We start from the raw sequence: 25,456 nt of genomic DNA on the forward strand, positions 1-25,456 counted from the left end.
AGATGTGCAAATGAATTTTTTGATGTGCAGATGTGCGAATATGCAGATGTGCAAATGAATTCAACAATGTGCAGATGTGCGGATATGCAGATGTGCAAATGATCTGAGAAAAGTAATAAATCAGATATTGATAGCATATGCATATTTACAAATCTGCATATTTGCACATCCAAAATATTTGCACATCTGGACAATCTGCATATTTGCACATTCTCACATCTGCACATTTGAACTATGGGATTATTTGATTTTTTTAAAAAGAAAGAAAGCACGCCGCAGGAACAGCAGGCGCTGGATACTGGCTTAGAAAAAACAAAAGACAGCTTCTTCTCCAAGATCACTAAGGTAGTTGCAGGCAAGTCAACCGTTGATGATGATGTGCTCGACGATCTGGAAGAAGTACTGGTTACCTCAGATGTAGGTGTAAGCACTACCCTAAAGATCATCAAACGTATTCAAGATCGTGTGGCCCGCGATAAATATGTCAATACATCCGAACTGAATAACCTGCTTCGTGATGAGATACAACACTTATTAGCAGAAAATAACAGCAACGATTTCACTAATTTTGAATATGGCAACCACAAACCATACGTTATTATGGTGGTGGGAGTCAACGGTGTAGGTAAAACTACGACTATTGGTAAACTGGCTCATAAATTAAAGCAAGCGGGAAACAAAGTGGTGATTGGTGCGGCAGATACGTTCCGCGCAGCAGCTGTAGACCAGATCCAGCTATGGGGCGAACGGGTTGGTGTACGGGTAGTGGCACAGGCTATGGGTTCTGATCCGGCATCTGTAGCTTATGATACTTTGCGGTCTGCGGTTTCCAATGGCGATGATGTGGCTATTATTGATACTGCTGGTCGTTTGCACAATAAGGTTGGCCTGATGAACGAGCTGACCAAGATCAAAAATGTAATGGAAAAAGTGGTGCCCGGTGCACCGCACGAAATATTACTGGTGCTGGATGCCTCTACTGGTCAAAACGCCATTGAACAATGCAAACAGTTCACCGAAGCCACTGCTGTAAACGCCCTGGCATTAACTAAACTGGATGGCACTGCCAAGGGTGGTGTGGTTATAGGGATATCCGATCAGTTCAGGATACCGGTGAAATATATAGGAGTAGGCGAGGGCATGGATCATTTGCAGCTATTTGATCGTAAAGCTTTCGTAGAAAGTTTATTCAAACAATAAGATTAATAAAAGAATTGTCATTGCGAGGAACGAAGCAATCGCGAACTGTACAGAGCGGCAATAATAAGTGAGATAAGAGGTAATGAGGACAAAATCAATAAACAAGCCAACAGTAGTAGCTAAGCCGCGTGTAAACGTAGTCACCTTAGGTTGTTCTAAAAATACTTACGATTCTGAAGTATTAATGGGCCAGCTTAAAGGCAACCTTTTTGATGTGGTGCATGAATCTGATCAGGTACGTAATGATGATATCATCATAATCAATACCTGTGGGTTTATTGACAATGCCAAACAGGAATCGATAGATACCATATTGCAATACAGTGAGCTAAAGGAACAGGGAAAAGTAGGCAAAGTGATCGTTACCGGGTGCTTATCTGAACGTTATAAGCCCGAACTTGAAGCTGAAATTACCAATGTTGATGCTTATTTTGGCACTAACGATTTGCAAAATCTGTTAAGTACTTTAGGTGCAAATTACCGCCACGAACTAATAGGCGAACGCATGTTAACCACACCTTCGCATTTTGCTTACTTCAAAATCGCCGAAGGCTGTAACCGTCCGTGCTCATTTTGTGCGATACCTTTAATGCGTGGCAAACACGTAACCAAACCGATAGAGGATCTGGTTAAGGAAGCACAGCATCTGGTTAAGAACGGAACAAAAGAACTGATATTAATTGCGCAGGACCTGACTTATTACGGTTTGGATCTGTACGGCAAACGTAATTTGGACGAACTGCTTCGCCGTCTTTCTGATGTAAACGGTGTTGAATGGATTCGCCTGCAATATGCTTATCCATCCGGTTTCCCGATGGAAATATTGGATGTGATGAATGAGCGGGATAACATCTGTAAGTATATGGATATGCCTTTACAGCATATCACTGATAATATGCTGAAGTCTATGCGTCGTGGTACCACCAAACAGAAAACGATCGATCTGGTGAACGAGATCCGTGATAAAGTTCCGGGTATCGCCATGCGTACCACCCTGATCACTGGCTACCCCGGCGAAACAGAACAGGATTTTGAAGAGATGCAGCAATGGGTAGAGGAAACACGTTTTGATCGCTTAGGTTGTTTCACTTACTCACACGAAGAAAAAACTCATGCCCATTCTTTGGTTGATGACGTGCCTGATGAAATAAAGCAGAAGCGCGCGGATGCCATCATGGAAATACAGCAAGGTATTTCGTTTGAAAAGAACCAGGAGAAAATTGGTCAGACTTATAAGGTGTTGATCGATAAAAAAGACGGTAATTATTTTGTTGGCCGTACTGAATTTGATTCGCCCGAAGTAGATAACGAGGTTTTAATTGATGCCAGCAAGCACTACGCAACCGTTGGTAGCTTTGTTAATGTGAAGATAGACAGTGCGGAAGATTTTGATCTTTATGGACAAATTGTAAAATAACAGGATTTTAGCAGGGCTATTGTTGTTTTAAGATTATAAAATCTAATTTCGGGGTAAATAAAACAATTTTGAGATGATCGGTGGATTAACTAAATCCGAAATTGAACATTCGCTATCCGAAATAAAACTAATGGACGCCGCCTGTATAGACTATAAAGAAACCGGTTTTTTCTCGCACACGGTTACTGGTTACCTGGAAGATAAGCCTGAATTAAGGCCATATTATAGCTATCGCCCTGATCTGGACGGTTTCAAAGCACTGCTTCAAAATAAAAAAGTAATAGGCGACAGGGACTTGCTCGCAAAAGTTCTGACTAAACAATATGAACAGATTTCGACATTGAATATTCAGGATTCGAAATTGGTTCATGATAATATTGCTTTACTTAAATCGGCTGATACTTATACCATCACCACCGGTCATCAACTAAATATCTTTGCTGGTCCGCTCTATTTTATCTACAAGATCGTCACAGCTATTAAGCTGGCGATGCAACTGAAGGAAACTTTTCCTGATAGGAATTTTGTCCCGGTCTACTGGATGGCTTCGGAAGATCATGATTTTGCCGAGATCAATTATACCAACATAGGCGGTAAAAAGGTACATTGGTGGTACGAGGCTTCCGGTGCTACCGGGAGAATCAATCCTGATACCATGCGCCAGGCGCTTAACCAATACAAAGGCGTGTTAGGTTTGGATCATCATGCGAATGAACTGGCTGAGATCGTAGAAACAGCCTATACTAAATTTGACCACCTTGCTGATGCGACGCGCTACTTGGTGAATGCCTTATTCGGTCAGTATGGTTTAGTGATTATTGATGCGGATGACCATGAATTGAAAAAGCAGTTCGCACCAATTATTGAACAGGATATTATCGAGCAGAACAGTTTCAAAAATATAGAGGCGACCAACAAAGAGTTAGAAAACCTGCATGTACACATCCAGGTTAACCCACGCGAGATTAATTTTTTCTATTTAAGCGACGGCTTGCGCGAGCGGATTGTTTTTGAAGACGACGCTTACAAAGTTTTAAATACTGAGATCAGTTTTTCAAAAGAGCAATTACAACAGGAAATCCATACCTATCCGGAACGCTTTAGCCCGAACGTAGTGATGCGCCCGCTTTACCAGGAATATATTTTACCAAATATTGCTTACGTAGGCGGAGGGGCCGAAGTTGTTTACTGGCTCGAGCTGAAATCTAACTTCGAACATTATAAGGTTGATTTCCCGATACTTATTCTGCGTAATTCAGGCCTTATCATTCCAAAACAATCGGCCTCAAAAATAGCCAGGATGGAACTGGCACCGTGTGAACTTTTTAAAAGTACCAATGCCATTAAAACCGCCTGGATCAAAAAGCATAGCGATCACGAATTATCCCTGCGCAACGAATGGCGCGAGTTGCAGCAAATTTTTGAAAAAGTAAAACTGCGATCATTTAAGATCGACCCTACATTGGCTCAATCAACCGATGCAGTTCAGGCCAGGTTGGAACATGCAATCAATAGCCTCGAAAAGAAACTCATCAAAGCCGAAAAGAAAAATTACCATACCCGTTTAGAACAGATCGATCATATCAAAGCCGAGCTTTTCCCAAAGGAAAGCTTACAGGAGCGCAACGAAAACTTCGGATTGTTCTATGTAAAATGGGGGCAACAGTTCATTGATGAACTCGTCCGAAATTTTGAACCTCTGGATTTCAAATTTACAGTATTGACAGAGAAATAATGTTTAAGTCTACCATCCTCACCCTCCCCGGTATTGGCGGTTCAGGCCCACAGCACTGGCAATCTCTTTGGGAAAAAGAATATGGTTTCATTCGGATTGAACAGAAGGAATGGGATACACCTGACCGTGCTGATTGGGTAGCAAATATCCAAAATGCAGTATCGAAATACGATCCGATAGATATCATATTAGTTGGTCATAGTGCAGTATGCGGTGCAATAATAGAGTGGACGCGTCAATATCAAACTGAAATAAAGGGTGCTTTATTGGTTGCCCCTGCTGATCCGGAAGCCGATACTTTTCCAACCGGGGCGGTAGGATTTAAGCCAATGCCCCTGATCAATTTACCTTTCCCATCGATCGTGGTAACAAGCACTAACGACTATTATGTTCCCCTTGATTGTGCGACACAATTTGCCCATTCATGGGGCAGCGAACTGGTCAATATTGGAGAAGCAGGTCATATCAATGTATCCTCGGGCTTTGGCAAATGGGATGAGGGACTTGAGATATTGAAAAAACTGGATAACCATTAGTTGATTAGGTTGATTAAGTGAGTGGTTGATTAAGCTAATTTTTGGAATAATAAAAACCTAATCAACTTATTCCAACTCAATCTAACGCAATCAACCTATTTAACCACATTATATTTCTTTAACAGCCTGATCACTGCATCATGCGGCAGGGCGTAGGCTTTATTGCCGTTAATGCCTTCCATGGTATCGGCTGCAACCATAGCGTTGATAATAGCTTCCTGCACAGCCTCTACCGTGGCCTGAAATAGCGGATTGATCTGATCATTTGCCAGCATCTCAACCTGTGTATTATCCTTGCGGTTAAAGGCATCCGGGTTCGCTGTGGAGAACGCAATAAATATATCCCCTGAACTATTCTCGCCCCGCCCGCCTACAATGCCAACTCCCAGCGGAACACGTGCTGCTATGCGTTTTAGCTGATGTGGTAATAAAGGTGCATCGGTGGCAACAACTACGATGATTGATCCTTGTCCTTCGTCCTTTTTATATTGCGGCGGAGCAACAAGTATAGTTTTTAAGGTATCCAACAAAGCTTGCCCAACAGGCACCCCGGCTATAGTAAGATTTGCCCTCCGGCCAAAATTAGATTGCACCAGAACACCCACAGTATATTGTTTATTATTGATAGTGATTATCCTCGATGCTGTACCCGTTCCTCCCTTAAATCCAAGACACATCATGCCTGTACCACCGCCTATATTACCTTCTTTCAATGGTCCTGATTTTGCCGAGTCCAAAGCTTCATAGGCATTGCTCTCCTTTACATGAAATCCGTAAATGTCATTTAAAAAGCCATCGTAAGTTTCAGCCACAACGGGATAGGTGTACCAAAAATCTTCGTTGTACCATTTCTTGTCGACAAACCATTTTAAAACAGCGTCCCGCACTGTACCAACACTGTTTGTATTTGTGATCATAACCGGGGTTTCCAAAAAGCCGGATTCAGTTATCCACGTGGTGCCGGTCATTTCGCCATTCCCATTAAGGCTGTACCAGTTGGCAAATACCGGGTGATGGTTTGCTTTTCCATTTGGGAAAATTGCTGTCACGCCAGTTCTTATCGGCCCTTTACCGATATAATCTTTTCCGGAACCACTGATGATAGTACTGTAGCCCACTTCAACTCCCGCTACATCGGTTATGGCATTGTATTTACCGGGTGTGCCGGTAAAAGGGATACCAATATCACGGGCACGTGGTTTTTGCGCATTGGCTATGTTTGTCAGTATAACAAATCCAATAAGAGATATGATTTTGAGGCTATTGCGATACATAGGATTGAGGATTAATATTTTAAATATAGCAATTTTCGGATGGATGTTTCTTATCTGCAAATGTTGCAGATTTACCCGTTAGCCTGTCCCGGGCAAAAGAAAATCCTATATTTACCCAGTATAGCAAACATACAATTTACGATTGCCGTAAAAGTACACCTATCCCATTTTAAAGCATTTGAAACTGATACCTGGGTTAAAGCAACTGATATATGCCATGGTCGTCCTATTTTTGACGGCCTGCGTTTTTGTTTCCTGTACTAAAACGGATGTCAATGCAATTCCCGGCAAATATGACCCCAATGGTAAGCCGCCGGGAAGCACAACTGGCGGTACTATAGGAGGTATAGGCGCTACTAATTCTGACTCAACTTCCGTAGCTCTTTTCTATTCTCCGGATGATGTAGCAGTAGACGCTGCCGGAAACCTATATGTTGCCGATTATGGGAATAACCTTATTCGTAAGATCACAACTGCAGGCATGGTGACTACCTTCGCCGGAAATGGAACTATTGGTGCAAACAACGGGCCTGGTGCAGCAGCGTCTTTTAGCGGCCCATCAGGAGTTGCAGTCGATAATGCGGGGAATGTATACGTTGCAGATGCAGGCAATAACCTGATCCGTAAAATAACGCCCGATGGTACAGTAAGTACATTGGCGGGTACCGTTGCAGCTGTTGACACCAGTAATACGGTCACCTCTGAACCTCTTTTTTCTGGTCCGAGTGGAGTGGCTGTAGATGCATCCGGGAATGTGTACGTGGCTGATGCCGGCAATAATGAGATACGTGTAGTAAGTCCTTCAGGCGTTGTAAATACGCTGGCAGGGAACCTGAATGCGGGCTACGCCGATGGGACAGGTAGTAATGCAAGGTTTAACAACCCTACAGGCGTTGCTGTTGATGTATCGGGTAATGTATATGTAGCTGATCTGTTAAATAACCTGATCCGGAAAATAGGGTCCGGTGGAGTAGTAAGCACACTTGCCGGTGGCGATACTGCACGTATGGCAGATGGAAAAGGGGCACTGGCATCATTTTATTTTCCTAATAGTCTTACTGTAGATGCTTCCGGGAATTTGTATGTAACGGACGCTCTTAATAACCTGATCCGAAAAGTAACATCAGATGGTACAGTAACTACTATTGCTGGCAACGGTACTGCAGGTTTCTTAAATGGTACCGGTACGGCAACGTCTTTTAATGATCCGGCTGGTATTGCAGTTGATGGCATAGGAAATTTGTTTGTAGCAGACGCCAATAATAACCTGATCAGAAAGATAACTCCTGCGGGACAAGTAACCACTGTCGCGGGTGCTGTTCCATCATCTATTTCGGTTAGGCGTAACAATATTCATAGCCTTTACCATATCGGTATGCACAGGCTGAACAATCAACTTTCCCTGAAAAGTAAATTACGGTAAGCTAATTTATGAAACGATCTTATGGCTGATAGCATAAGGTTGTTATATTTGCCCGCATGCTTATCCCGGAGTCTTCCTTACGAAAATTTACTGAAAATATCTTTACAGCCATGGGCTGCAGTGCCGAACACTCGCAGCTTGCAGCGGATGTATTGTTAAAGTCAGATCTAAGAGGCATCGATTCGCATGGTGTAGCGCGGCTCAAAGGGTACGTGCGTCTATGGGAAAAGAAACGCATTAATACGTCTCCTGATATTAAAATAGTTCACGAAACTCCTACCACGGCAACAGTTGACGGCGATGCTGGCCTGGGTTTAATAGTTGCCCCTTTTGCAATGCAGGTAGCTATCAGTAAAGCTGAACAATATGGTTCGGGTTGGGTATCTGTACGTAATTCCAATCATTTTGGTATAGCGGGTTATCATGCGTTGATGGCGGTTGAAAAGGATATGATCGGTTTTGCCATGACCAATGCAAGTCCGTTGGTTTCGCCAACCTATTCCAGCGAACGCTTATTAGGCACCAACCCTATGTGCTATGCATTCCCGGCAGGAAAATATCCCCCTGTTATTGTAGATATGGCTACTTCGGCAGCGGCTAATGGCAAGCTAGAAATTGCACAGCGACTGGGCAAGCAGGTTCCTGAAGGATGGATACAAGACAAGCAAGGGAATAGTACTACCGATCCTCACGCACTAAAAACAGGTGGGGCTTTGTTGCCTCTGGGCAGCGATGCAGAACATGGCAGTCATAAAGGGTTTGGATTAGGGGCTACTGTGGATATCCTTTCGGCAGTGTTATCAGGTGCTAATTACGGGCCGTGGGTGCCGCCATTTGTGGCGTTTTTAGACCCGCCAACTGACCCGGTAGGGTCGGGGATAGGACATTTTGTTGGAGCGATGCGTGTAGATGGTTTCCGCCCGGTTGATGAATTTAAATCGCACCTGGATAATTGGATAGAACGTTTTAAATCATCAGCAACTATCGATCCAGATCAGAAAGTGATCATCCCGGGTGAGCCTGAAACGGAAGCTGAAAAAGATAGGAAAGTCAATGGTATCCCATTAGTAGATGCCGTTGTGAAAGATTTGAATGAATTGGCAGAGCGGTTTAGGATAGAACCTTTGTAAATTTAATCTATCTCTAAAAATGATATTTCAGAGGAATTATTTTCAGCAAAGTTTGAATAGCTTCTGCATTTGAAAGTAATTTATTAGCAATCTTCAAATTGGAAGAGTTACCAAATCGTAACCAGATGATTTTTGGCGGAGTACCTTTTAATGTCGCAAGATCAATAAAGTCACTATCGAGAGTGATAATCGTATAATCATTTTGGAAAGCCTAATCCCATATTTCTATATCTGATGCGTCAGTAAGTCCAAGTGTTTTAATGTGATCTACTTTTTCAAAGGTCGTTGTCAAAAGATTAACTACCCTAAAAGAGATATTTTGATCAAGAAGAAGTTTCACGAAACAACTCTTAATTTATGCTCTTTGTCAGCAGCGTATGAAAGACAGGCTTTTATTTGTTCTTCATTTAGCTCGGGGAAATCCGAAATGATATCACTCACAGACATCCCTTCCGAAAGCCAACTTAACACGTCATAAACAGATATCCTGGTACCAATAATAATTGGTTTGCCGAATCTCTTTTCAGGATTAATTTCTATGTAGTTAGCATAATTCATATACCAATATAGTTATAAAAGTTACAAATCCGAATTTGATAAGTTAGATGTTGAATAATTCCGAAATCGAAAATCCCAATTCCGAAATCCTAATGTATTCCCTTAAATATCCTGTTCCAGCGGATAGAATTAAAGCCACGGCCACTTGAGTCGCTGCTCATCCAGACAAATAGTGCCTTGCCTACAATATGATCTTCGGGTACAAAACCCCAGAAACGTGAATCCTCGGAATTATGGCGATTATCGCCCATCATCCAGTAATAGTTTTGTTTAAAGGTGTATGTTTTGCTTTTTTTGCCGTTGATCACAATGTCGTTACCATCAATTTCGAGTTTATTGTTTTCGTAAACCTGTATAACCCGCCTGTAAACAGGGAAAGTTAAACTATCCATTGTTACTGTCCAGCCCTTTTTAGGAATGATGATAGGTCCGTAGTTGTCAACGTTCCATCTCAAATGCGGATCATGGGGGAACTCTTCGGGATTAAAGATGCCTTTTGGCTGAAAATAGTCAGTTACCGATTTGACATTCGAATATCTATTTAGTGCTGCCGCTGACTTCCGCGTCATTAACATTTCATAATCCGTTGGAGTTATCTGGTTGGCCACAAAAATGTGCAGGTCATTTATGATCTGTTGATTAAGCGGACTGCCATCAGTATGCACAATATAAGAAGGCTGCGATTCAGGAGGGTTAGGCATAGCTTTACGGTTTACATACACTTGAGTATTAACAATCGATAGCGTATCACCGGGTATGCCCTGGCAGCGTTTTATGTAGTTATCCTGTTTGTCAACCGGCCTGTAAAAAGGCGAATCAGCCTGCATCGGGAAATTAAATACCACAACATCGCCCCTTTTAACATCGCTTAACCCCGGTAACCGCAAATAAGGCAACTTTATAATATCAGAGTACGATTTAGTATTGATAAATGGCATCGTATTTTGCGCAAAGGGAAAAGATAAGGGCGTAGAGGGTATACGCGGTCCATAATTTACTTTGCTCACAAATAAATAATCACCAACTAAAAGTGTGCTTTCCATTGACCCGCTGGGTATCACGTAGGCCTCAATAAAGAAAGTACGGATCATGGTGGCAGCAATTACCGCAAAAATGATTGCCTCGCTCCATTCGCGGGCGGATGATTTTTTTAAGAACTCATGATATTCTTCCCTGAAATCCTCACTTGCTGATGGGCCCAGGTACTTGGTCTCTTTATCAAATCCCCATTTTGGCAAATAAATAAAAGTTAATACGACACCGGCCGCCAGTTGTTTAAATGTGAATTTGCCGTAGGATTTAAGAAAATCAACTAAAATGCCTATTGCGACCAAAAAGTTAATACCAGGAATAAACATGAAAATAAGCCACCATCCCGGACGGCCGCTCAGTTTGAGCATGTAATACCAATTGTAAAATGGAATAATTGCAAGTATACCGGGTGTCTCTGCCTTTTTAAACAATCCCCATAAACCAATATATGGCAGGATAAAGAGTAGGATAAAGGCAATTACAAATTCAACAATATTCAAAATCTTATAAGTTTAGATAATTAAGCATTTTTTCATCTGCACATTTGCATATCCTCATATCTGCACATCAATTCACCCCCCTGAATAGCCTGCTCCACCTGATCTTGTTCAGGAATGAACCGTTCTCATCCATACTCATCCAGATAAACAACGCCTTACCCACAATATGGTCCTCAGGCACAAAGCCCCAAAAGCGGGAGTCTTCAGAGTCATGGCGATTATCACCCATCATCCAGTAATAATTCATTTTAAAGGTATAGGTGTCTGTTTTTTTGCCATTGATCAGGATATCATTTCCGGAGATTTCTACCTTATTGTTTTCATAAACCTCAATGCAACGCTCATACAAAGGGAAAGTCATGCCATCTAATTTAACGGTCCATCCTTTTTTAGGGATGATGATAGGGCCAAAATTGTCTACGTTCCATTTATAGTCTGGCAGCTTTCTGTCTTGCAGTACACCAATAGGATATTTATTAGGGAAAACAGCATTATTAGGATCAGATACTCCTTTGGGACTAATATTTGGACTGATGGATTTGATATTAGAATACCCCTTTAAAGTATTAGCTGATTCTTTGGTCATGGTTGAATAGTTCACATTGCCATAATCAGATATTTTCAGATCTTCTTTAATTTGCGGATTAAGCTCCATACCCGTTGTGGTATAACTATAATCAATTTGCTCTCCCGGTGGATTGGGGGCAGCTTTACCATTCACATATACCTGTGCATCAACCACACTCAAAGTATCACCGGGCGCACCCTGGCAACGCTTAATGTAATTTTCGCGTTTATCAACCGGACGGTTAAGCGGCGAATCTGCATCCATAGGATAGTTAAAAACCACTACATCGCCTTTTTTAACGTCGCTTAATCCTGGCAAACGGTAATAAGGTAATTCAAGGCCATCCCAGTAAGCTTTTGTATTGATCAATGGCATTGTATGATGTGCAAACGGAAACGCTATTGGCGTTTCAGGTAGCCGGGCGCCGTAATTTACTTTGCTCACAAACAGGAAATCGCCTACTAACAATGAGCGTTCCATTGATGGGGTTGGGATGGTATAAGCCTCGATGAAGAATGTGCGTATTAATGTAGCAGCCAAAACAGCGAAGATTATCGCCTCTGTCCATTCGCGGCTGGAGGATTTCTTTAACGATTTTTTGTATTTCTCTTTAAAATCTAAACTTGCTGATGGCCCTAAATATTTTGTTTCTTTATCAAAACCCCATTTTGGTATATAAATAAATGAAAGTAATATAAAAGCCGCCTGTTCACGCAATGAGAATTTACCATATGATTTTATAAAATCTATGTTAATACCAATAGCTACTAAAAAGTTAATGCCTGGTAGAAGAAGAAGTATTGCCCACCAATTTGGCCGTCCACTTAATCTTAGCATTACATATAAGTTGTAGAGGGGTATTAGCGATTTCCAGCCTGGCTGACTAGCTTTTTCAAACAATTTCCAAAGTCCGATACACGGCAGTATGATAAGTATGATCAGGGCAATTACAAATTCAACTATGTTCACTATGCTGATGTTTTAAATGAAAATCTATGTTTTAAATATCAAAATCAAACATTTGCTCGACAGAGAAAAATCCTTTTTTACCATGTACCCACTCTGCGGCAAGCACAGCTCCCAATGCAAAGCCATTGCGATTATGTGCGGTATGCTTAAACTCTATACTGTCCACTTCTGAATCATAGATCACAGTGTGGGTTCCCGGCACGCTATCAATACGGAAGGATTCTATCAGCACCTGGTCGTTTTTAATACTGCTGTCATCGGCATCATTGCCCTCTGTTGTCAATACATTCACCCACTCCTTTTTGCTATCGAGATTTTCAATTACACCTTCGGCAATAGTAATGGCTGTTCCGCTTGGCGAATCCAGTTTTTGCGTATGGTGTATTTCTTCTACCTGTACATCGTAATAAGGGTAATTATTCATCAGCTTAGCCAGCTTGCGGTTGATATGGAAAAAGATATTAACGCCTACGCTGAAATTAGAAGCATATAATAAAGTATGATTGCCTTTTTTGCAATTCTTCTTTACTTCATCCAGGTGCTCATACCAGCCTGTAGTGCCTATTACAATCGGTACATCTGCATCAAAGCAATGTTGTATGTTACTTAAAACTGATCCCGGTGTTGTAAACTCAATGATGGCATCTGCTTTTCTTAGGTTCTCAGTGGTGAGCTCGTGCAGATTATTATAATCGATTTTTAGTACGATGGTATGTTTACGGTCTGTGGCGATCTTTTCGATGATCTTGCCCATTTTTCCGTAGCCTAATAATGCAATGTTCATTATCTGTAATTCCTCAATATGATATGAGTGTAAAGGTAATTTTTATTTTTTCAAGTCTGCCAAATAGCAGCTTATAGCTTTATCTAACTGTAAAGGTAATTTTTATAGCCGGAATAACGGAACCTACCCCGTTAAATGCATAAAGCGACTGCCCCATTACACTGGGACTTATTTTAATGGACAAATTATTATCCATCGTATAACTTCTGATAAATTTTGCATCGATGTAGGCATCTATCATTTGTATACCCCATGCACCTACCAAACCTAATATACATAGGTCGCGGTCGCGGCGGTAACTGTCCAGTGCGGAATATATATCCGAATCAGATATACCTACGTAATTAGGATTTCGACCTTCCGTTATGCCCTTTTCACGCAATTTTGCCTCTGTTAAAATGCTGGAATAGTAATTTTGGTTAAAAATAATACCATCTACCAACAATCCCATACCTACATATATGATAGGAACTTTCCACCAGCGATGATTGTATACCTGCCCCCAGCCGGGGATCATAAGCGAGCGCATAACTGCCTTATGCGGACTGTGCAGCGTATCCGGATGATAGGTTTTTTCTTTGGTGATTTTAGGATAGTAACGTTTTGAGGTAACAGAATCCTTTGCCCGGTTAAGGCTGTCTGTTTTACTTTTTACGGCAATTGTATCTGGATTTTGCGCCCTGGCAATAAAACTAAATCCAATTATAAAACAAACAAGAAGCAAACATTTATACATTGTAACCTAACTTAATATGATCGATGTTATTATACATAAGTAGCTATTTTATTTATAACTAAAAATAATTTTTAAGGTTGAAGACATAGTAAGATGTTATTGTTTGCTCAATAATAAGATGTACTTGCAAAAACCCGGAATAACTTTATGGATAAATTATGTCGATATTACAGAAGTGGATGGTACTTTTTACCAATCCAACATTTCAAGAATGCGGCTAAGATCTTCCTCTGATAAAAAGGGGATCTCAATGGTGCCTTTACCCTGATTGCTTACTTTAAGTTTAACTCGTGTGCTGAATTTCGATGCCAGGTCATCCTGTATCTTTTGTATCTGGAATGATAGCGGCTCAGGTTGTTTACCTTCTTTCTTCACCGGCGCCCTTTGCAGATCGCGCACCAGTTCCTCTACTTTACGAACTGATAATCCATGCTGAGCAATTTGCTGATGGATGTATAGCTGTTTTGTAGAGTCATCAACAGTTATCAGGGCTTTTGCATGCCCCATGCTGATCTGCCCGTCGCGTATAGAAGCTTGTATGGTGGGTGGTAATTTTAATAAACGCAGGTAATTGGTTACTGTCGAGCGATTCTTGCTTACCCTTTCTCCCAGTTCTTCCTGTTTCAGGTTGCACTCATCTATCATCCGCTGAAAGCTTAAGGCAACTTCTATGGCATTCAGATTTTCACGCTGGATATTTTCAATCAGCGCCATCTCCAGCATTTGCTGGTCATCGGCTGTACGTACGTATGCGGGTATTTGTGTTAATCCTGCCAGTTTTGATGCACGCAAGCGACGTTCGCCTGATATCAACTGGTACTTATGCGCATTTACACGCCTTAAAGTAATGGGCTGGATAAGTCCTTGCAGCTTGATAGAATCGGACAGTTCTGTCAGGGCTTCCTGGTCAAAATCTGTACGTGGCTGAAAGGGGTTTACTTCAATTTCAGAAATTTTGATCTCATTAACCGAGCCCATTGAATTTACTTCAGGGCTGGTACCTATTTCATTTTTATTTGGATTTACGTTTACAGAATCATTTAAAAGGGCACTCAATCCTTTACCCAACGCATTTCTCTTCTCTGCACTCATTTTATATTACTTCTGTTGTCGCTATAGTTTCTTTTGTTAACATTCCGTTCTTACGCACAATCTCGCGTGCCAAATTTAAGTAATTAATAGCGCCTTTACTTGTAGCATCATGCATTATAACCGACATGCCAAAGCTTGGTGCTTCGCTTAAACGGGTATTGCGCTGAATAATTGTATCAAAAACCATATCCTCAAAGTGGGTCTTCACCTCTTCAACTACCTGGTTTGACAGACGCAGCCTTACATCATACATAGTTAATAGTATGCCTTCTATCTCAAGGGTTGTATTTAAGCGGGTCTGGACGATCTTAATGGTGTTTAAAAGCTTTCCTAACCCCTCAAGTGCAAAATATTCACACTGCACCGGGATGATTACCGAATCAGCCGCGGATAGTGCGTTGATGGTGATAAGCCCTAAAGATGGCGAGCAGTCAATAATAATGTAATCATACTCATCGCGCAGGCTATTAAGTACACCTTTCATTTTATACTCACGATCAACCAGGTTGATCATTTCTATTTCGGCACCTACCAGGTCAATATGGGCCGGTAACAGATCAAGGTTAGGGGTGTCCGTTTTTTGAATAGCTTCATGCGGATCGATATCATTAATGATACATTCGTAGATGCTGTTCTTTATTGTACGGGGATCAAAGCCTATGCCTGAAGTTGAGTTGGCCTGCGGGTCGGCATCAACCAATAATGTTTTGTATTCCAGAACTGCTAAACTTGCAGCAAGATTTATAGATGATGTAGTTTTTCCTACGCCGCCTTTCTGGTTGGCTAAAGCAATAATTTTACTCATTCTGTTTGTTCCAATTTTTGTTTACAGGTATAGGTTTCTAATACCAACGGAAAATGGAAGAAGAAATTTTCTATTTTCGCAAAGGTATTTTACCGGGCTAAAGATACAGATTAAAACAATTCAGAAATCCACAGCTTAGCGTAACTTACAAACAAAAGCAATTGTTGAATCATAGATTAATTGAATTATTGAGCAATTTGCAGCTCAGGTTATTAATTCAATAAAATCGCGTATTTGATTTCAACATTTTAATATTTCAACACTAAATAACATAATGATCACCATCATATCATCAACCAATCGCCCCGGAAGTTCAACTCTAAAGCTGGCACAATATTACCAGGATAAGCTACGCGAAAAGGGGGTTGAGGCAGGACTGCTCTCACTCTCAGAATTACCTCCCAATCTGATACAAACAGATCTGTACGGAAATAGAAGCGCTGAATTTGAACCTATACAGGATATCATCACCAAAACACAAAAATTCCTTTTTGTAATACCCGAATATAATGGCAGTTTTCCTGGCGTGCTGAAAGTATTTATCGATGCCTGCTCTTTTCCAGAAAGCTTTTATGAGAAGAAAGCTGCATTGGTAGGCGTGTCATCAGGCAGGTATGGCAACATAAGGGGAATAGATCATTTTACAGGGATATGCAATTATATCCATTTACATGTAATGCCATTAAAGATCCACATCCCATCCGTACATAAAGAATTGGATGAGAACGGACAACTTTTTAAGGAGGATACCCTGAAGTTTACCAATGAGCAGATAGATAAGTTTATTAGGTTTTGATTACACAGTAGTTAGAGAGGTTGTAATTGTTATACAGGTTGCAGAAGGTAAATAATATAACTTCTGCAACTCTTACAACATCTTTAACTTTTTTACAACTTACCCCCATTAATCAGCTTCGCCATACCGAATGCCGCAGCGGCAGCTAATGCTCCTATGATCAAAACTTTTAATGCTCCTGTAAAGGCTGGTTGACCTGTGACCTTGCTTTTAAAGTAACCGAATACAAACAGGCATACCGAAGTAATGGCACAGGAATAATACAGTGCCTGTTGCGAATCCTTTATAAAAAAGTAGGGTGATAGGGGAATAATACCCCCTATGATGTATGACAGACCAATTGTGATCGCACTTTGCGATGCTCTGTTAGCTTCCGGTTTTTCGAGGCCAAGTTCATAACGCATCATAAAATCAACCCACTTGTCCTTATCTTTTGCCATTTCTTCGGCTATTTCATTTTGCAGTTGTTTGGATAAACCGAAGCCGGCAAATACTTCTTTTACTTCGAATTTCTCCTCTTCGGGAACCCTTTCTACCTCGTCATATTCCCGTTTCAGTTCAGATGCGTAGTGGTCAGACTCCGTTTTCCCTGCTAAAAAGCCACCCAGCCCCATTGCTATTGAACCTGCAACAATCTCGGCGATACCTGCCGTTACCACAATATTTGATGATGTGATGGCGCCGCTTAGCCCTGCAGCCAACGCGAAGGGGACAGTCAGTCCGTCGGACATACCGATAACAATATCGCGTATGGTATCCGAGCTTTTTAAATGATGTTCATGGTGCATGCCATAAAAGTACAGGTATAATTTTCAGTTCGATTATCAAAATGTTATTTGTGATTAGTCTGAATTAGGCTTTTGCAGATCAAAAAAAAGCAATATATTCACACCCAATTCAACTTAAACCTTACTACATGAAATCTTTTTACAAAGCGCTATTAGTGCTTTCCTTCCTGCCACTAATCACATTTGCCCAAAGTAACTATAAACCTGGATATGTTGTTACTTTAAAAGGGGATACACTGCGTGGATTTATCGATTATCGGGAATGGAACACAAACCCTACTTCGATCAATTTTAAAACAGCTATTGCTGATACTAAGCCCCGCACACTTACTCCTGAAGACGTTAGTTTTTTTGACATTAATGGAATGGAAACTTATCGTTGCTACGCTGGCCCAATCAGTATGGACGCAACAGATAAAGATCATTTATCGGCCAGCTTAGATACCAACTTTCGACAGGAGACAGTTTTTTTCAGAGTATTACAAAAAGGCAATAACCTGGCATTATATGCTTACATAGATAATCTGAAAGCACGGTTTTATATAGGAGAGGGCCCGGATTATAGTCCTACTGAGTTGATATACAGAGTATATCACGTATACGGAACAATGATTCATCCTGAAAATACTTACATGAAACAATTATTTGCGCTCGCCAACAAATACCAGGTGCTGGACAGTGGCCTTCAGTGGGACATTGAACATGCAGGCTATAACAAGGATGGGATGCTTGATATCGTAAGTAAAATAAATCATATCTCTAAAGCAGATAAGAAAAAATTGGGGGGAAATGCACCTGCATTTAATTTATTTTTAAGTGCAGCTGTAAATATTACAAATTTTTCAACCGTAACAGGTAGCTCCTTTTATAACGCCGGTGGCCGGTCAAATACCTCATATCTCCCAGCTGCGTCTTTTGGCATCAATATTTTTGCAAACCCAAACACCCGCCGTTTACAATTTCGTGTGGAGGTAGGTGTTGCTCAAGGTCAATTTAATTCATTATATAAGCTTCAGGTTTCACCATACATTCCATTCAAGGCATCTTTTAATGAGACGGCATTTAGTATTGCGCCTCAGGTGATATATAATTTTTACAATGGGGATAATTTAAAAGTATATGGAGGTTTAGGTGTCTCGATAAATTATTTCAAGTATTCAAAACCATATTTGGGATCTCAAAGTCAGCCTAATTCGGCAGCTGACATAGAAACCAACGAACCTTATCTTTTCATTGCTAGTGATGATGCATTTATGTTTAAAGCGGGGGTGCAATTCGCCAAAAATTGGGGAATTTTCGCTCAATATTTAACCAGTGTAAATATCACCAAAAATAGCTACTATCAATTAAGCTCAACATGCGAACAGGTTGGGATAAACTACTTTTTTAAATAACCAAATCATTTTAGTAAAGAACCTATAAAATATTCGATGGGGAGTTAATTACTTATTTGGAGGCAAATAATCTGAATTTACGTTGAAATGAAAATTCTATAGGTGTTAAGGCTATCTTTGCTATAACCTGATTGATACCTATGATAAAAATATACTCTTTATTGCTGCTGCTTGTTGCTGCCCCTGCTATTTGTCTTGCTCAAAAAGGAAGCGATACTTTAAAACGGGATACGTCAAAGCGTTTAACCGGGGCAACAGTAACAGGATATCTAATCGAACAACCTGTTTTGAGCGTCCCTGCTTCAGTGAGTATTTTAAGCCCGGTTCAGTTAGGTTTACAACCTGAAAATTCATTAGTATCGGCATTAAATACAGTTCCGGGTGTGCGTGTGGAAGAGCGCTCACCCGGTAGTTATCGCTTATCTATCAGGGGGAGTTTATTGCGCTCGCCTTTTGGTGTGCGCGATGTGAAGATCTACTATGATGAAATACCCCTAACGGATGCCGGAGGTAATACTTATTTAAATGCCATAGACGTAAATAGCGTGCAGGGCATAGAAATATTGAAAGGCCCCGATGGCAGTTTGTTCGGTGCAAATTCAGGTGGGGTGGTGTTGATCAATCCTGTTAACCGATATAATGATAGCAGCTATCTCTCGGCTGGTTTAAACGCAGGCTCTTACGGGCTTTTTCATGAAAATATCGCGTTGCAGAACAGAACCGGTAATAATCAGTTGAATATTAACCAGGCTTATGAATCCTACGGAGGCTATCGCCAGCATAGTTACATGGATCGTAATTATTTGCAGGCAGTTGATAAACTGACACTATCCAAAAAGGATCAACTTAAATTTTTAGGCTTCTACTCTGATCTTGGTTATGAAACTCCCGGCGGTTTAACACTGGCCCAATATCAGGCCAATCCGCAACTGGCAAGACTGCCTACTAAGACCGTTCCGGGTGCTATACAGCAAAAGATCGGTATTTATCAAAAAATGCTGATGGGCGGTTTTGTAAACAATTGGCAAATCAGCGACAGGGTAAAAAATGTGACGTCTATTTTCGGCAGTTATGTCGATTTTAAGAATCCGTTCATCACCAATTACGAGCAGCGCTATGAAAGTACTTATGGCCTGCGGACATATTTTGAGTTAAGTGGCAAACCAGATACGGCTATTAACTGGAAAATAAACCTCGGACTGGAATGGCAGCAAACCAACTCTGACATTAATAATTATGGTAATAATGCGGGCGTAAGAGACACAGCCCAAACACTGGATAAGATAAACACTAATCAGCATTTTATTTTTGCGCGATACCTGGCAGATATCAATAGAAAGTTCCACATAGAAGCAGCCCTGAGTCTGAATTTTTATGATTATGATTTCAGGAACGTATACCCCAATAATGAACCGTCTTATACTAACCGGCATTTTGCGCCACAACTAATGCCTCGTGTAGCAGCATCTTACCAGATAACAAATAATTTTATCTGGCGTGCATCGATTAGCAGAGGCTACTCTACACCAACTACTGCCGAAATACGGCCTACTGATAATATCATTAACACTAATTTACAGGCTGAGGATGGCTGGAATTATGAAACTGGTTTCAGGTTGCGTAATGCAGATGAAAGTATGTTTCTGGATGCTTCGGTTTTTTATTACCGGTTGAATAACGCTATCGTTCTTCGTCTAAATCCTGACGAAACCGAATATTATATCAATGCAGGCGGCACCAGTCAACCGGGTATTGAATTATCTTTTACGGATTGGCTCATTCGCCAAAACGATGTGAATTTTATAAGGGGCTTACAGATCAATGAGGCAGTCACCCTAAATAAGTTCACATTTGTAGATTACCATGATCAAACTGCCGATTACTCTGGCAACAAATTAACAGGTGTGCCCGGACAAGTATTTGTTACCAGTGTGCAGGTAAAGTTCCCCAGCCATTTGTATGTTTTTGTGCAACATAACTATACAGCAAAACTACCGTTGAATGATGCCAACACAGTTTACGCCGATCATTATAATTTAGTAGAGGCAAAAGCAGGATGGGAACATCCGTTTAGCCGAAAAACACGTATTGCAATTTATGCCGGGGTTGATAATTTACTGAATGAAAAATACAGTTTGGGTAATGACCTGAACGCAGTAGGCAATCGCTATTATAATGCGGCGGCTCTGCGAAATTACTACGTCGGACTGAAAGTAATGCTTTAGTTGGATGAGCAATAAAAGCCTCCGTTTAAATGGAGACTTTTATTGCTACTGGCTTTTTTTATTTAGCTATTTCTGTAACGTTACTTCCCCTGCCTTTGTTGTTGAAAGCCCTGAATTTTATTTCAGAATTTGTGATTGTAACTGCATCGTTATAAATAGGACTTTTTGCATCTGGATCTTTGCCATTTGTAGTGTATCTGATAGTAAATCCGGGGAACTGTTCGTTAACCAAAAATTTTCCATCCTGCCATATTGCGCCTGGTTTTGGGATACGATAACCATATCCTCCATTGATATAATCAAGGCGCGGCAACTCTCTTTTTCCTAACACATTCAGGAAATTTGACCATGCCTGCTGATACAGTACCTGGCTTTTGGTGGTGTCTTGTGATGTCGCCCATTCAGGGTCTTGAGCCCATGCACGTTCAGCAAAGCCGAGCAGGCGTGGCAACAACATATATTCTTCTCTTTCAGAAGTTTTCACCGTCTCACCCCATAATGCGGATTGAATCCCTATGATATTGCTTTTGCCATAATCAGTAAGGCGCTGCTTACCGATAAAAATGCTGCGGTTAATGGGCAGTCCGTTCTTATCAACTTTGGAGTTCTTAAAATAATCGAAAGGGATAAAAGAGAAAGGCTTATCAATATCCGAAAAAGCTCCCCAGTAATAACCCGGCTCATCAAATGATTTATAGTGGGCCATATCGAAATACAAATGGGTTACGCAGGATAAGACCACCTTATAACCTGAATTAGCCAACCGGTAGGCCAGGTCTTCGTTGCCATCGCCTAAAGTATTATTCCATACTTCTGTCTGTAAATGCTCCGGCATAAAGTCAGGGTTAGGTACATAAACAGGCTTGCCATCTAATTTTGTTTTGCGCAAAGCCATTTCTTCCCAACCGGCCAATCTCAATCCTTTTGCTTTAAGTATCTGGTTTACTCTGCCGTAAAAATAATACCACAGATCCCCGGTGTTTTGAATTTCGGGGTGAGTGACCTGTAACGCTAAATAAGCAGGTGATTTTTCCCAAACATGCGGAGGCACTTCGTCGCCGCCAAAATGGATCATTTGCAGTGGCGCACCGGCATCTTTGTACATAGCAGTAATATCATCGACCACCGTACTGATAAAATTATAGGTAGAAGGCAATGACACGTCAATAACATTATCGTGCCAGTACTGAACGGAGTTATATTCCGTCGGGTCTTTCAAGTCGTTCAACAAATATTTTTCAGCCTCATCTTTTTTGCCTTCAGCCATTAGCCTTGTATAGCGGTTGTTCATTGCCTTGACCGCAGCACGGGCATGGCCGGGTGTCTCGATCTCTGTGATCACTGTGATATGCCTTGCGCTAGCATATTTCAGTATTTCGATATAATCAGCCCTGGTATAAAAACCGCTACCAGCTAAATTGCCGATTTCGGGGCCTGAACCATGTGATGCTGGTAAAAATTGCTTGCTATCCAATGTATGCCCACGCTGTGAACCTATGGCAGTCAATTCAGGCAATGAAGGAATTTCCAGGCGCCAGCCTTCGTCATCGGTTAAGTGGAAATGGAAAGTATTGATCTTGTATAAAGCTAAAAGATCAAGCACCCGTTCCACCTGTTTTTTGGTCTGGAAGTTCCGGCCTACATCCAGCATGAATGCCCGATAACCAAACCGTGGCTCATCTTTAATTGCAACACATGGGATTTGTATTTCTTTTTGAGGATGGGTGTAGGTTGATGCGGGGATTAGTGACCTTAAGGATTGGATACCGTAGAATGCACCGACCGGCGTTGTCGCACTGATTGTAATGCCGTTTGCAGATACATTAAGCTCATATCCTTCTGCATTTAATCCATCCTTATATTCAAGCTTGATAGAATTTGCTGAAGGCTGCTGAGTTGCTTTTTTGCCAAGCAGAGATTCGATAGTGCTTTTTAGTACATCCGATTCATTTTGAAAATGGCTATCTGCGGTAATCTGCACAGTTGGTTTTAATGTAAATACTCCACCAATCTCTTTATAACTCACCGGAGTAGGGAATACTTTGGTCAGCTGCGCTTCCGGAACATCAGTGATTGTTTTATTCTGATTGTAAATGACCTCAGGAGTGATCAATCCTTTGTAAGCAGGTTTAAAAGGGGTGATAGTTAAGCCTCCTGTGGCGTATCCCTTATCTGGCTGTACATCCCAAACAAGGTAAGGGCTTTCAGGAGCATCAGTGAAATTGATGATAGTATCAGTATCCACAAATTCAATTCGTACCGATGCGCCCGGTTTCAATTCACCAAAACTGGCAAGAGGGGTGAAACTGAACAGGTCGCCGTTAACATGATCTACCCTTGCATTTCCTGTTGGCGTGACAGGCGAAAAATCGCGGGAGGAGTTGAAATATAATTTCCACCCGTTAGCAGGCAACGTGTTTTTACCGGTATTGGTTACTGTAATGGCATTTAGTGATTGACCTTTGTTTTGATAATTGTTCTGCACCACTTCCCAGCGTATCTGCAAATCATGAGCATTAAATGTAGGTGCATCAAATGGTGATGCATTTACCTGGGTGCCGATTAAGATCAGCACGGCAATAAAAAAGTGGCGCATAGTTTAATATTTAGGTTTACTCGACCGTAAATATAAACTTATTTGCAAATTTTAAAAAGTCAGGATTGCTTTATAAAGAAAATTTTATCCACCCATCACCCTCATAGCCAAACATAAACTGTTTTGGATTGATAATCTCAGCTAATATTTCAATAGAATCAACTATTCGCGGACCGGGACGGTTAAAATATTGATTCCCATCAGTAATATAAAGGCGGTCGTTTTTTACAGCTTTTAAATCAGCAAAACCGGGTAATTGCAATAGAATATCCATTTCCTTCATGGTGCGTTCTATCGAAAACCCGCAAGGCATCACAATAATTATTTCCGGGTCTTGTAATTGTATATCCACCCATTGCACAAAGGGCGAATGCTTTCCGGCTTCTGCTAACACGGATGCTCCACCGGCAATGCCCACCAGTTCGGGCATCCAATTGCCAGATACCATTAAGGGCTCCAGCCATTCTATACAGGCAACTGTCGGTTTATTCTCATTGAATTTTAGTTTATGACGAACAATATCTACCCGTTCCTGTAAATCCTCTATTAACTGATTGCCTTTGGCTGTCACATCCAGAGTGGCGGCTACCTCGCGGATGTTATCAAAGATATCTTCAAGACTATTGGGTTGCAGCGATACGATATGTGCCTGTTTGTCTAAATAATTCTCCAAAGCTTCTTCTACTTCTTGCAAGGATACTGCACATACTTCGCATTGTGCCTGGGTAATCACCACATCAGGATTAAGTTCTTTGATCACTTCACGCTTTACTGTATAAACAGACAGGGCATCACTCAATAGCTCTTTTACTTTTTTATCGATAGCTGCACTGCTCAAATTATCCGGGAAATTAGCCTCAGAACAAATTGGCAGCTGCTTCACTGCTGGCGGAAAGTCACATTCATGCGAACGGCCAACCAGATTTTCTTCAAGCCCCAGGGCACAAACAATTTCGGTAGCGGCGGGTAGTAGAGATATTATTCTTTGAGAAGACATTATTTAATGTGCAGATTACAGATGTGCAAATATGCAAATTTTTAATGTGCGGATTTTAGACATTTGGATGAACGATGTTAAATATGCCTTAATATTGACATCTGTAAATCAATCAAAATCATCTGCACATCCGCATATCTGCACATTTTTTATTTGCACATCTGCATATTTGCACATCCGCACATTAAAATCTTAATTTAGCCCCAATGATATTCTTAACCTTTTTCATAGGCCTTATCGCCAATTTTATAGGATATATTCCACCGGGTAATATAAACATGGCCCTGGTGCAGATAGCCATAAACAAGGGCATTAAACAGGCGATGCAATTTATAATCGCTTTCTCATGTGTTGAGTTTTTCTTTACCTATTTTATTATGAACGCTGCCGACTGGCTGTCGCAGCAGGTACAGCTTGATACCGCTATAGACTGGGTAATGATGGTGCTCTTTGGTGTAATGGGGGTAATTACCTGGAAGCACCGTAAAAAGGCGCCTGAAAGCAAAAAACAGTCGGAGCACGACAGTATCAAATACGGCATATTGCTGGGCTTCTTAAATCCGGTACAAATCCCTTTCTGGATGATCACCGGCACTTATCTTATCACGCATGAGTGGATAGAAACAGGCAGACTGGCTTTGATCATTTTTAGTATTGGTTCAGCGGGAGGAGCGTTCCTGTGCCTTTTTATTTATGCTGAATCAGCCAGGTATATTAAAGATAGACTTGATCTGAGCAACAAGGCAATCAATACAGGCATCGCCATATTGTTTTTTGCATTCTCAGCTTACCACATTGTAAAGCAATTGTACCTGCATGTAATTAAGCATTAGTTAGTTGATTAGGTTAAGTGGTTGATTAAGTTGATTAGGTTTCCGATTCAACCCAATCAACTTAATCC

Annotated in this window: 21 protein-coding genes and 1 pseudogene; 10 read left to right on the forward strand and 12 right to left on the reverse strand. The window is 41.1% G+C overall.

Features of this window, described 5'->3' with window-relative positions; all coding sequences use genetic code 11:
- The first annotated feature begins 234 nt into the window (after window positions 1-234).
- The 4 genes from ftsY (at window position 235) to ACPPVU_RS05875 (ending at window position 4,888) form a co-directional block, all read left to right on the forward strand.
- Window positions 235-1,200, forward strand: a complete 966-nt coding sequence (gene ftsY / locus ACPPVU_RS05860; RefSeq protein WP_426670750.1) for a signal recognition particle-docking protein FtsY — start codon at window positions 235-237, stop codon at window positions 1,198-1,200.
- 82 nt (window positions 1,201-1,282) lie between these two features.
- A complete protein-coding gene (gene rimO / locus ACPPVU_RS05865; protein ID WP_426670751.1) occupies window positions 1,283-2,617 on the forward strand; it encodes a 30S ribosomal protein S12 methylthiotransferase RimO in 1,335 nt (444 codons plus the stop codon).
- Window positions 2,618-2,690: 73 nt separating this feature from the next.
- On the forward strand, window positions 2,691-4,352 hold the full coding sequence (gene bshC / locus ACPPVU_RS05870) for a bacillithiol biosynthesis cysteine-adding enzyme BshC (RefSeq protein ID WP_426670752.1): 1,662 nt from the start codon (window positions 2,691-2,693) through the stop codon (window positions 4,350-4,352).
- The gene (locus ACPPVU_RS05875; protein ID WP_426670753.1) at window positions 4,352-4,888 is read left to right on the forward strand and encodes an RBBP9/YdeN family alpha/beta hydrolase; all 537 of its coding nucleotides are present in this window, start codon (window positions 4,352-4,354) and stop codon (window positions 4,886-4,888) included. Before bshC ends, ACPPVU_RS05875 begins: the two co-directional genes overlap by 1 nt.
- Before the next feature lie 95 nt (window positions 4,889-4,983).
- Here ACPPVU_RS05875 and ACPPVU_RS05880 read toward each other — a convergent pair whose 3' ends face one another.
- The gene (locus tag ACPPVU_RS05880) at window positions 4,984-6,162 is read right to left on the reverse strand and encodes a P1 family peptidase (RefSeq protein WP_426670754.1); all 1,179 of its coding nucleotides are present in this window, start codon (window positions 6,160-6,162) and stop codon (window positions 4,984-4,986) included.
- Window positions 6,163-6,340: 178 nt separating this feature from the next.
- Between ACPPVU_RS05880 and ACPPVU_RS05885 the strand changes: the two genes are divergently transcribed.
- Both ACPPVU_RS05885 and ACPPVU_RS05890 read left to right on the forward strand, forming a co-directional pair.
- The gene (locus ACPPVU_RS05885; RefSeq protein ID WP_426670755.1) at window positions 6,341-7,585 is read left to right on the forward strand and encodes an NHL repeat-containing protein; all 1,245 of its coding nucleotides are present in this window, start codon (window positions 6,341-6,343) and stop codon (window positions 7,583-7,585) included.
- 56 nt (window positions 7,586-7,641) lie between these two features.
- Complete coding sequence (locus ACPPVU_RS05890) at window positions 7,642-8,715, forward strand: Ldh family oxidoreductase (RefSeq protein ID WP_426670756.1); 1,074 nt, start codon at window positions 7,642-7,644, stop codon at window positions 8,713-8,715.
- A gap of 13 nt (window positions 8,716-8,728) precedes the next feature.
- Here ACPPVU_RS05890 and ACPPVU_RS05895 read toward each other — a convergent pair.
- The 8 genes and pseudogenes from ACPPVU_RS05895 to ACPPVU_RS05930 form a co-directional block, all read right to left on the reverse strand.
- Window positions 8,729-9,055, reverse strand: a pseudogene (locus ACPPVU_RS05895) (DUF5615 family PIN-like protein).
- Window positions 9,052-9,273 (reverse strand): DUF433 domain-containing protein, encoded by a 222-nt coding sequence (locus tag ACPPVU_RS05900; protein ID WP_426670757.1) that lies wholly within the window; start codon window positions 9,271-9,273, stop codon window positions 9,052-9,054. Before ACPPVU_RS05900 ends, ACPPVU_RS05895 begins: the two are co-directional and overlap by 4 nt.
- Before the next feature lie 89 nt (window positions 9,274-9,362).
- On the reverse strand, window positions 9,363-10,805 hold the full coding sequence (gene lepB / locus ACPPVU_RS05905) for a signal peptidase I (protein ID WP_426670758.1): 1,443 nt from the start codon (window positions 10,803-10,805) through the stop codon (window positions 9,363-9,365).
- A 67-nt stretch (window positions 10,806-10,872) separates the two neighbouring features.
- The gene (gene lepB, locus ACPPVU_RS05910; RefSeq protein ID WP_426670759.1) at window positions 10,873-12,342 is read right to left on the reverse strand and encodes a signal peptidase I; all 1,470 of its coding nucleotides are present in this window, start codon (window positions 12,340-12,342) and stop codon (window positions 10,873-10,875) included.
- Between the two features lie 31 nt (window positions 12,343-12,373).
- Window positions 12,374-13,126, reverse strand: a complete 753-nt coding sequence (gene dapB, locus ACPPVU_RS05915) for a 4-hydroxy-tetrahydrodipicolinate reductase (protein WP_426670760.1) — start codon at window positions 13,124-13,126, stop codon at window positions 12,374-12,376.
- Between the two features lie 79 nt (window positions 13,127-13,205).
- Window positions 13,206-13,862, reverse strand: coding sequence for a DUF5683 domain-containing protein (locus tag ACPPVU_RS05920; RefSeq protein ID WP_426670761.1), 657 nt, complete (start codon window positions 13,860-13,862; stop codon window positions 13,206-13,208).
- A 189-nt stretch (window positions 13,863-14,051) separates the two neighbouring features.
- Window positions 14,052-14,954 (reverse strand): ParB/RepB/Spo0J family partition protein, encoded by a 903-nt coding sequence (locus ACPPVU_RS05925; protein ID WP_426670762.1) that lies wholly within the window; start codon window positions 14,952-14,954, stop codon window positions 14,052-14,054.
- A gap of 1 nt (window position 14,955) precedes the next feature.
- A complete protein-coding gene (locus tag ACPPVU_RS05930) occupies window positions 14,956-15,759 on the reverse strand; it encodes a ParA family protein (RefSeq protein ID WP_426670763.1) in 804 nt (267 codons plus the stop codon).
- A gap of 274 nt (window positions 15,760-16,033) precedes the next feature.
- Between ACPPVU_RS05930 and ACPPVU_RS05935 the strand changes: the two genes are divergently transcribed.
- Window positions 16,034-16,555 (forward strand): NADPH-dependent FMN reductase, encoded by a 522-nt coding sequence (locus tag ACPPVU_RS05935; RefSeq protein WP_426670764.1) that lies wholly within the window; start codon window positions 16,034-16,036, stop codon window positions 16,553-16,555.
- Between the two features lie 92 nt (window positions 16,556-16,647).
- Here ACPPVU_RS05935 and ACPPVU_RS05940 read toward each other — a convergent pair whose 3' ends face one another.
- Window positions 16,648-17,343: a VIT1/CCC1 transporter family protein gene (locus ACPPVU_RS05940; RefSeq protein WP_426670765.1), complete on the reverse strand. Its 696-nt coding sequence runs from the start codon at window positions 17,341-17,343 to the stop codon at window positions 16,648-16,650.
- A gap of 128 nt (window positions 17,344-17,471) precedes the next feature.
- On the opposite strand from ACPPVU_RS05940, the gene ACPPVU_RS05945 reads away from it, so the two are divergent.
- Window positions 17,472-18,737, forward strand: coding sequence for a hypothetical protein (locus tag ACPPVU_RS05945; RefSeq protein ID WP_426670766.1), 1,266 nt, complete (start codon window positions 17,472-17,474; stop codon window positions 18,735-18,737).
- 140 nt (window positions 18,738-18,877) lie between these two features.
- Window positions 18,878-20,962, forward strand: a complete 2,085-nt coding sequence (locus tag ACPPVU_RS05950; protein ID WP_426670767.1) for a TonB-dependent receptor — start codon at window positions 18,878-18,880, stop codon at window positions 20,960-20,962.
- A gap of 58 nt (window positions 20,963-21,020) precedes the next feature.
- Here the strand turns inward: ACPPVU_RS05950 and ACPPVU_RS05955 are convergent, their stop codons facing one another.
- Both ACPPVU_RS05955 and ACPPVU_RS05960 read right to left on the reverse strand, forming a co-directional pair.
- Window positions 21,021-23,558 (reverse strand): family 20 glycosylhydrolase, encoded by a 2,538-nt coding sequence (locus tag ACPPVU_RS05955; RefSeq protein ID WP_426670768.1) that lies wholly within the window; start codon window positions 23,556-23,558, stop codon window positions 21,021-21,023.
- 70 nt (window positions 23,559-23,628) lie between these two features.
- Window positions 23,629-24,555 (reverse strand): cobalamin-binding protein, encoded by a 927-nt coding sequence (locus ACPPVU_RS05960; RefSeq protein WP_426670769.1) that lies wholly within the window; start codon window positions 24,553-24,555, stop codon window positions 23,629-23,631.
- 206 nt (window positions 24,556-24,761) lie between these two features.
- Here ACPPVU_RS05960 and ACPPVU_RS05965 point away from each other — a divergent pair, with 206 nt between their 5' ends.
- Window positions 24,762-25,388 (forward strand): LysE family translocator, encoded by a 627-nt coding sequence (locus ACPPVU_RS05965; RefSeq protein ID WP_426670770.1) that lies wholly within the window; start codon window positions 24,762-24,764, stop codon window positions 25,386-25,388.
- The last annotated feature ends 68 nt before the right edge of the window (window positions 25,389-25,456 follow it).

This window comes from Mucilaginibacter sp. McL0603, assembly GCF_049992945.1.
Taxonomy (GTDB): domain Bacteria; phylum Bacteroidota; class Bacteroidia; order Sphingobacteriales; family Sphingobacteriaceae; genus Mucilaginibacter.

Coding starts and splice junctions, on each gene's coding strand:
- ftsY (WP_426670750.1), top strand. CDS start 235: ATGGGATTATTTGATTTTTTTAAAAAGAAAGAAAGCACGCCGCAGGAA.
- rimO (WP_426670751.1), top strand. CDS start 1,283: ATGAGGACAAAATCAATAAACAAGCCAACAGTAGTAGCTAAGCCGCGT.
- bshC (WP_426670752.1), top strand. CDS start 2,691: ATGATCGGTGGATTAACTAAATCCGAAATTGAACATTCGCTATCCGAA.
- ACPPVU_RS05875 (WP_426670753.1), top strand. CDS start 4,352: ATGTTTAAGTCTACCATCCTCACCCTCCCCGGTATTGGCGGTTCAGGC.
- ACPPVU_RS05880 (WP_426670754.1), bottom strand. CDS start 6,162: ATGTATCGCAATAGCCTCAAAATCATATCTCTTATTGGATTTGTTATA.
- ACPPVU_RS05890 (WP_426670756.1), top strand. CDS start 7,642: ATGCTTATCCCGGAGTCTTCCTTACGAAAATTTACTGAAAATATCTTT.
- ACPPVU_RS05900 (WP_426670757.1), bottom strand. CDS start 9,273: ATGAATTATGCTAACTACATAGAAATTAATCCTGAAAAGAGATTCGGC.
- dapB (WP_426670760.1), bottom strand. CDS start 13,126: ATGAACATTGCATTATTAGGCTACGGAAAAATGGGCAAGATCATCGAA.
- ACPPVU_RS05920 (WP_426670761.1), bottom strand. CDS start 13,862: ATGTATAAATGTTTGCTTCTTGTTTGTTTTATAATTGGATTTAGTTTT.
- ACPPVU_RS05925 (WP_426670762.1), bottom strand. CDS start 14,954: ATGAGTGCAGAGAAGAGAAATGCGTTGGGTAAAGGATTGAGTGCCCTT.
- ACPPVU_RS05930 (WP_426670763.1), bottom strand. CDS start 15,759: ATGAGTAAAATTATTGCTTTAGCCAACCAGAAAGGCGGCGTAGGAAAA.
- ACPPVU_RS05935 (WP_426670764.1), top strand. CDS start 16,034: ATGATCACCATCATATCATCAACCAATCGCCCCGGAAGTTCAACTCTA.
- ACPPVU_RS05940 (WP_426670765.1), bottom strand. CDS start 17,343: ATGCACCATGAACATCATTTAAAAAGCTCGGATACCATACGCGATATT.
- ACPPVU_RS05945 (WP_426670766.1), top strand. CDS start 17,472: ATGAAATCTTTTTACAAAGCGCTATTAGTGCTTTCCTTCCTGCCACTA.
- ACPPVU_RS05950 (WP_426670767.1), top strand. CDS start 18,878: ATGATAAAAATATACTCTTTATTGCTGCTGCTTGTTGCTGCCCCTGCT.
- ACPPVU_RS05955 (WP_426670768.1), bottom strand. CDS start 23,558: ATGCGCCACTTTTTTATTGCCGTGCTGATCTTAATCGGCACCCAGGTA.
- ACPPVU_RS05960 (WP_426670769.1), bottom strand. CDS start 24,555: ATGTCTTCTCAAAGAATAATATCTCTACTACCCGCCGCTACCGAAATT.
- ACPPVU_RS05965 (WP_426670770.1), top strand. CDS start 24,762: ATGATATTCTTAACCTTTTTCATAGGCCTTATCGCCAATTTTATAGGA.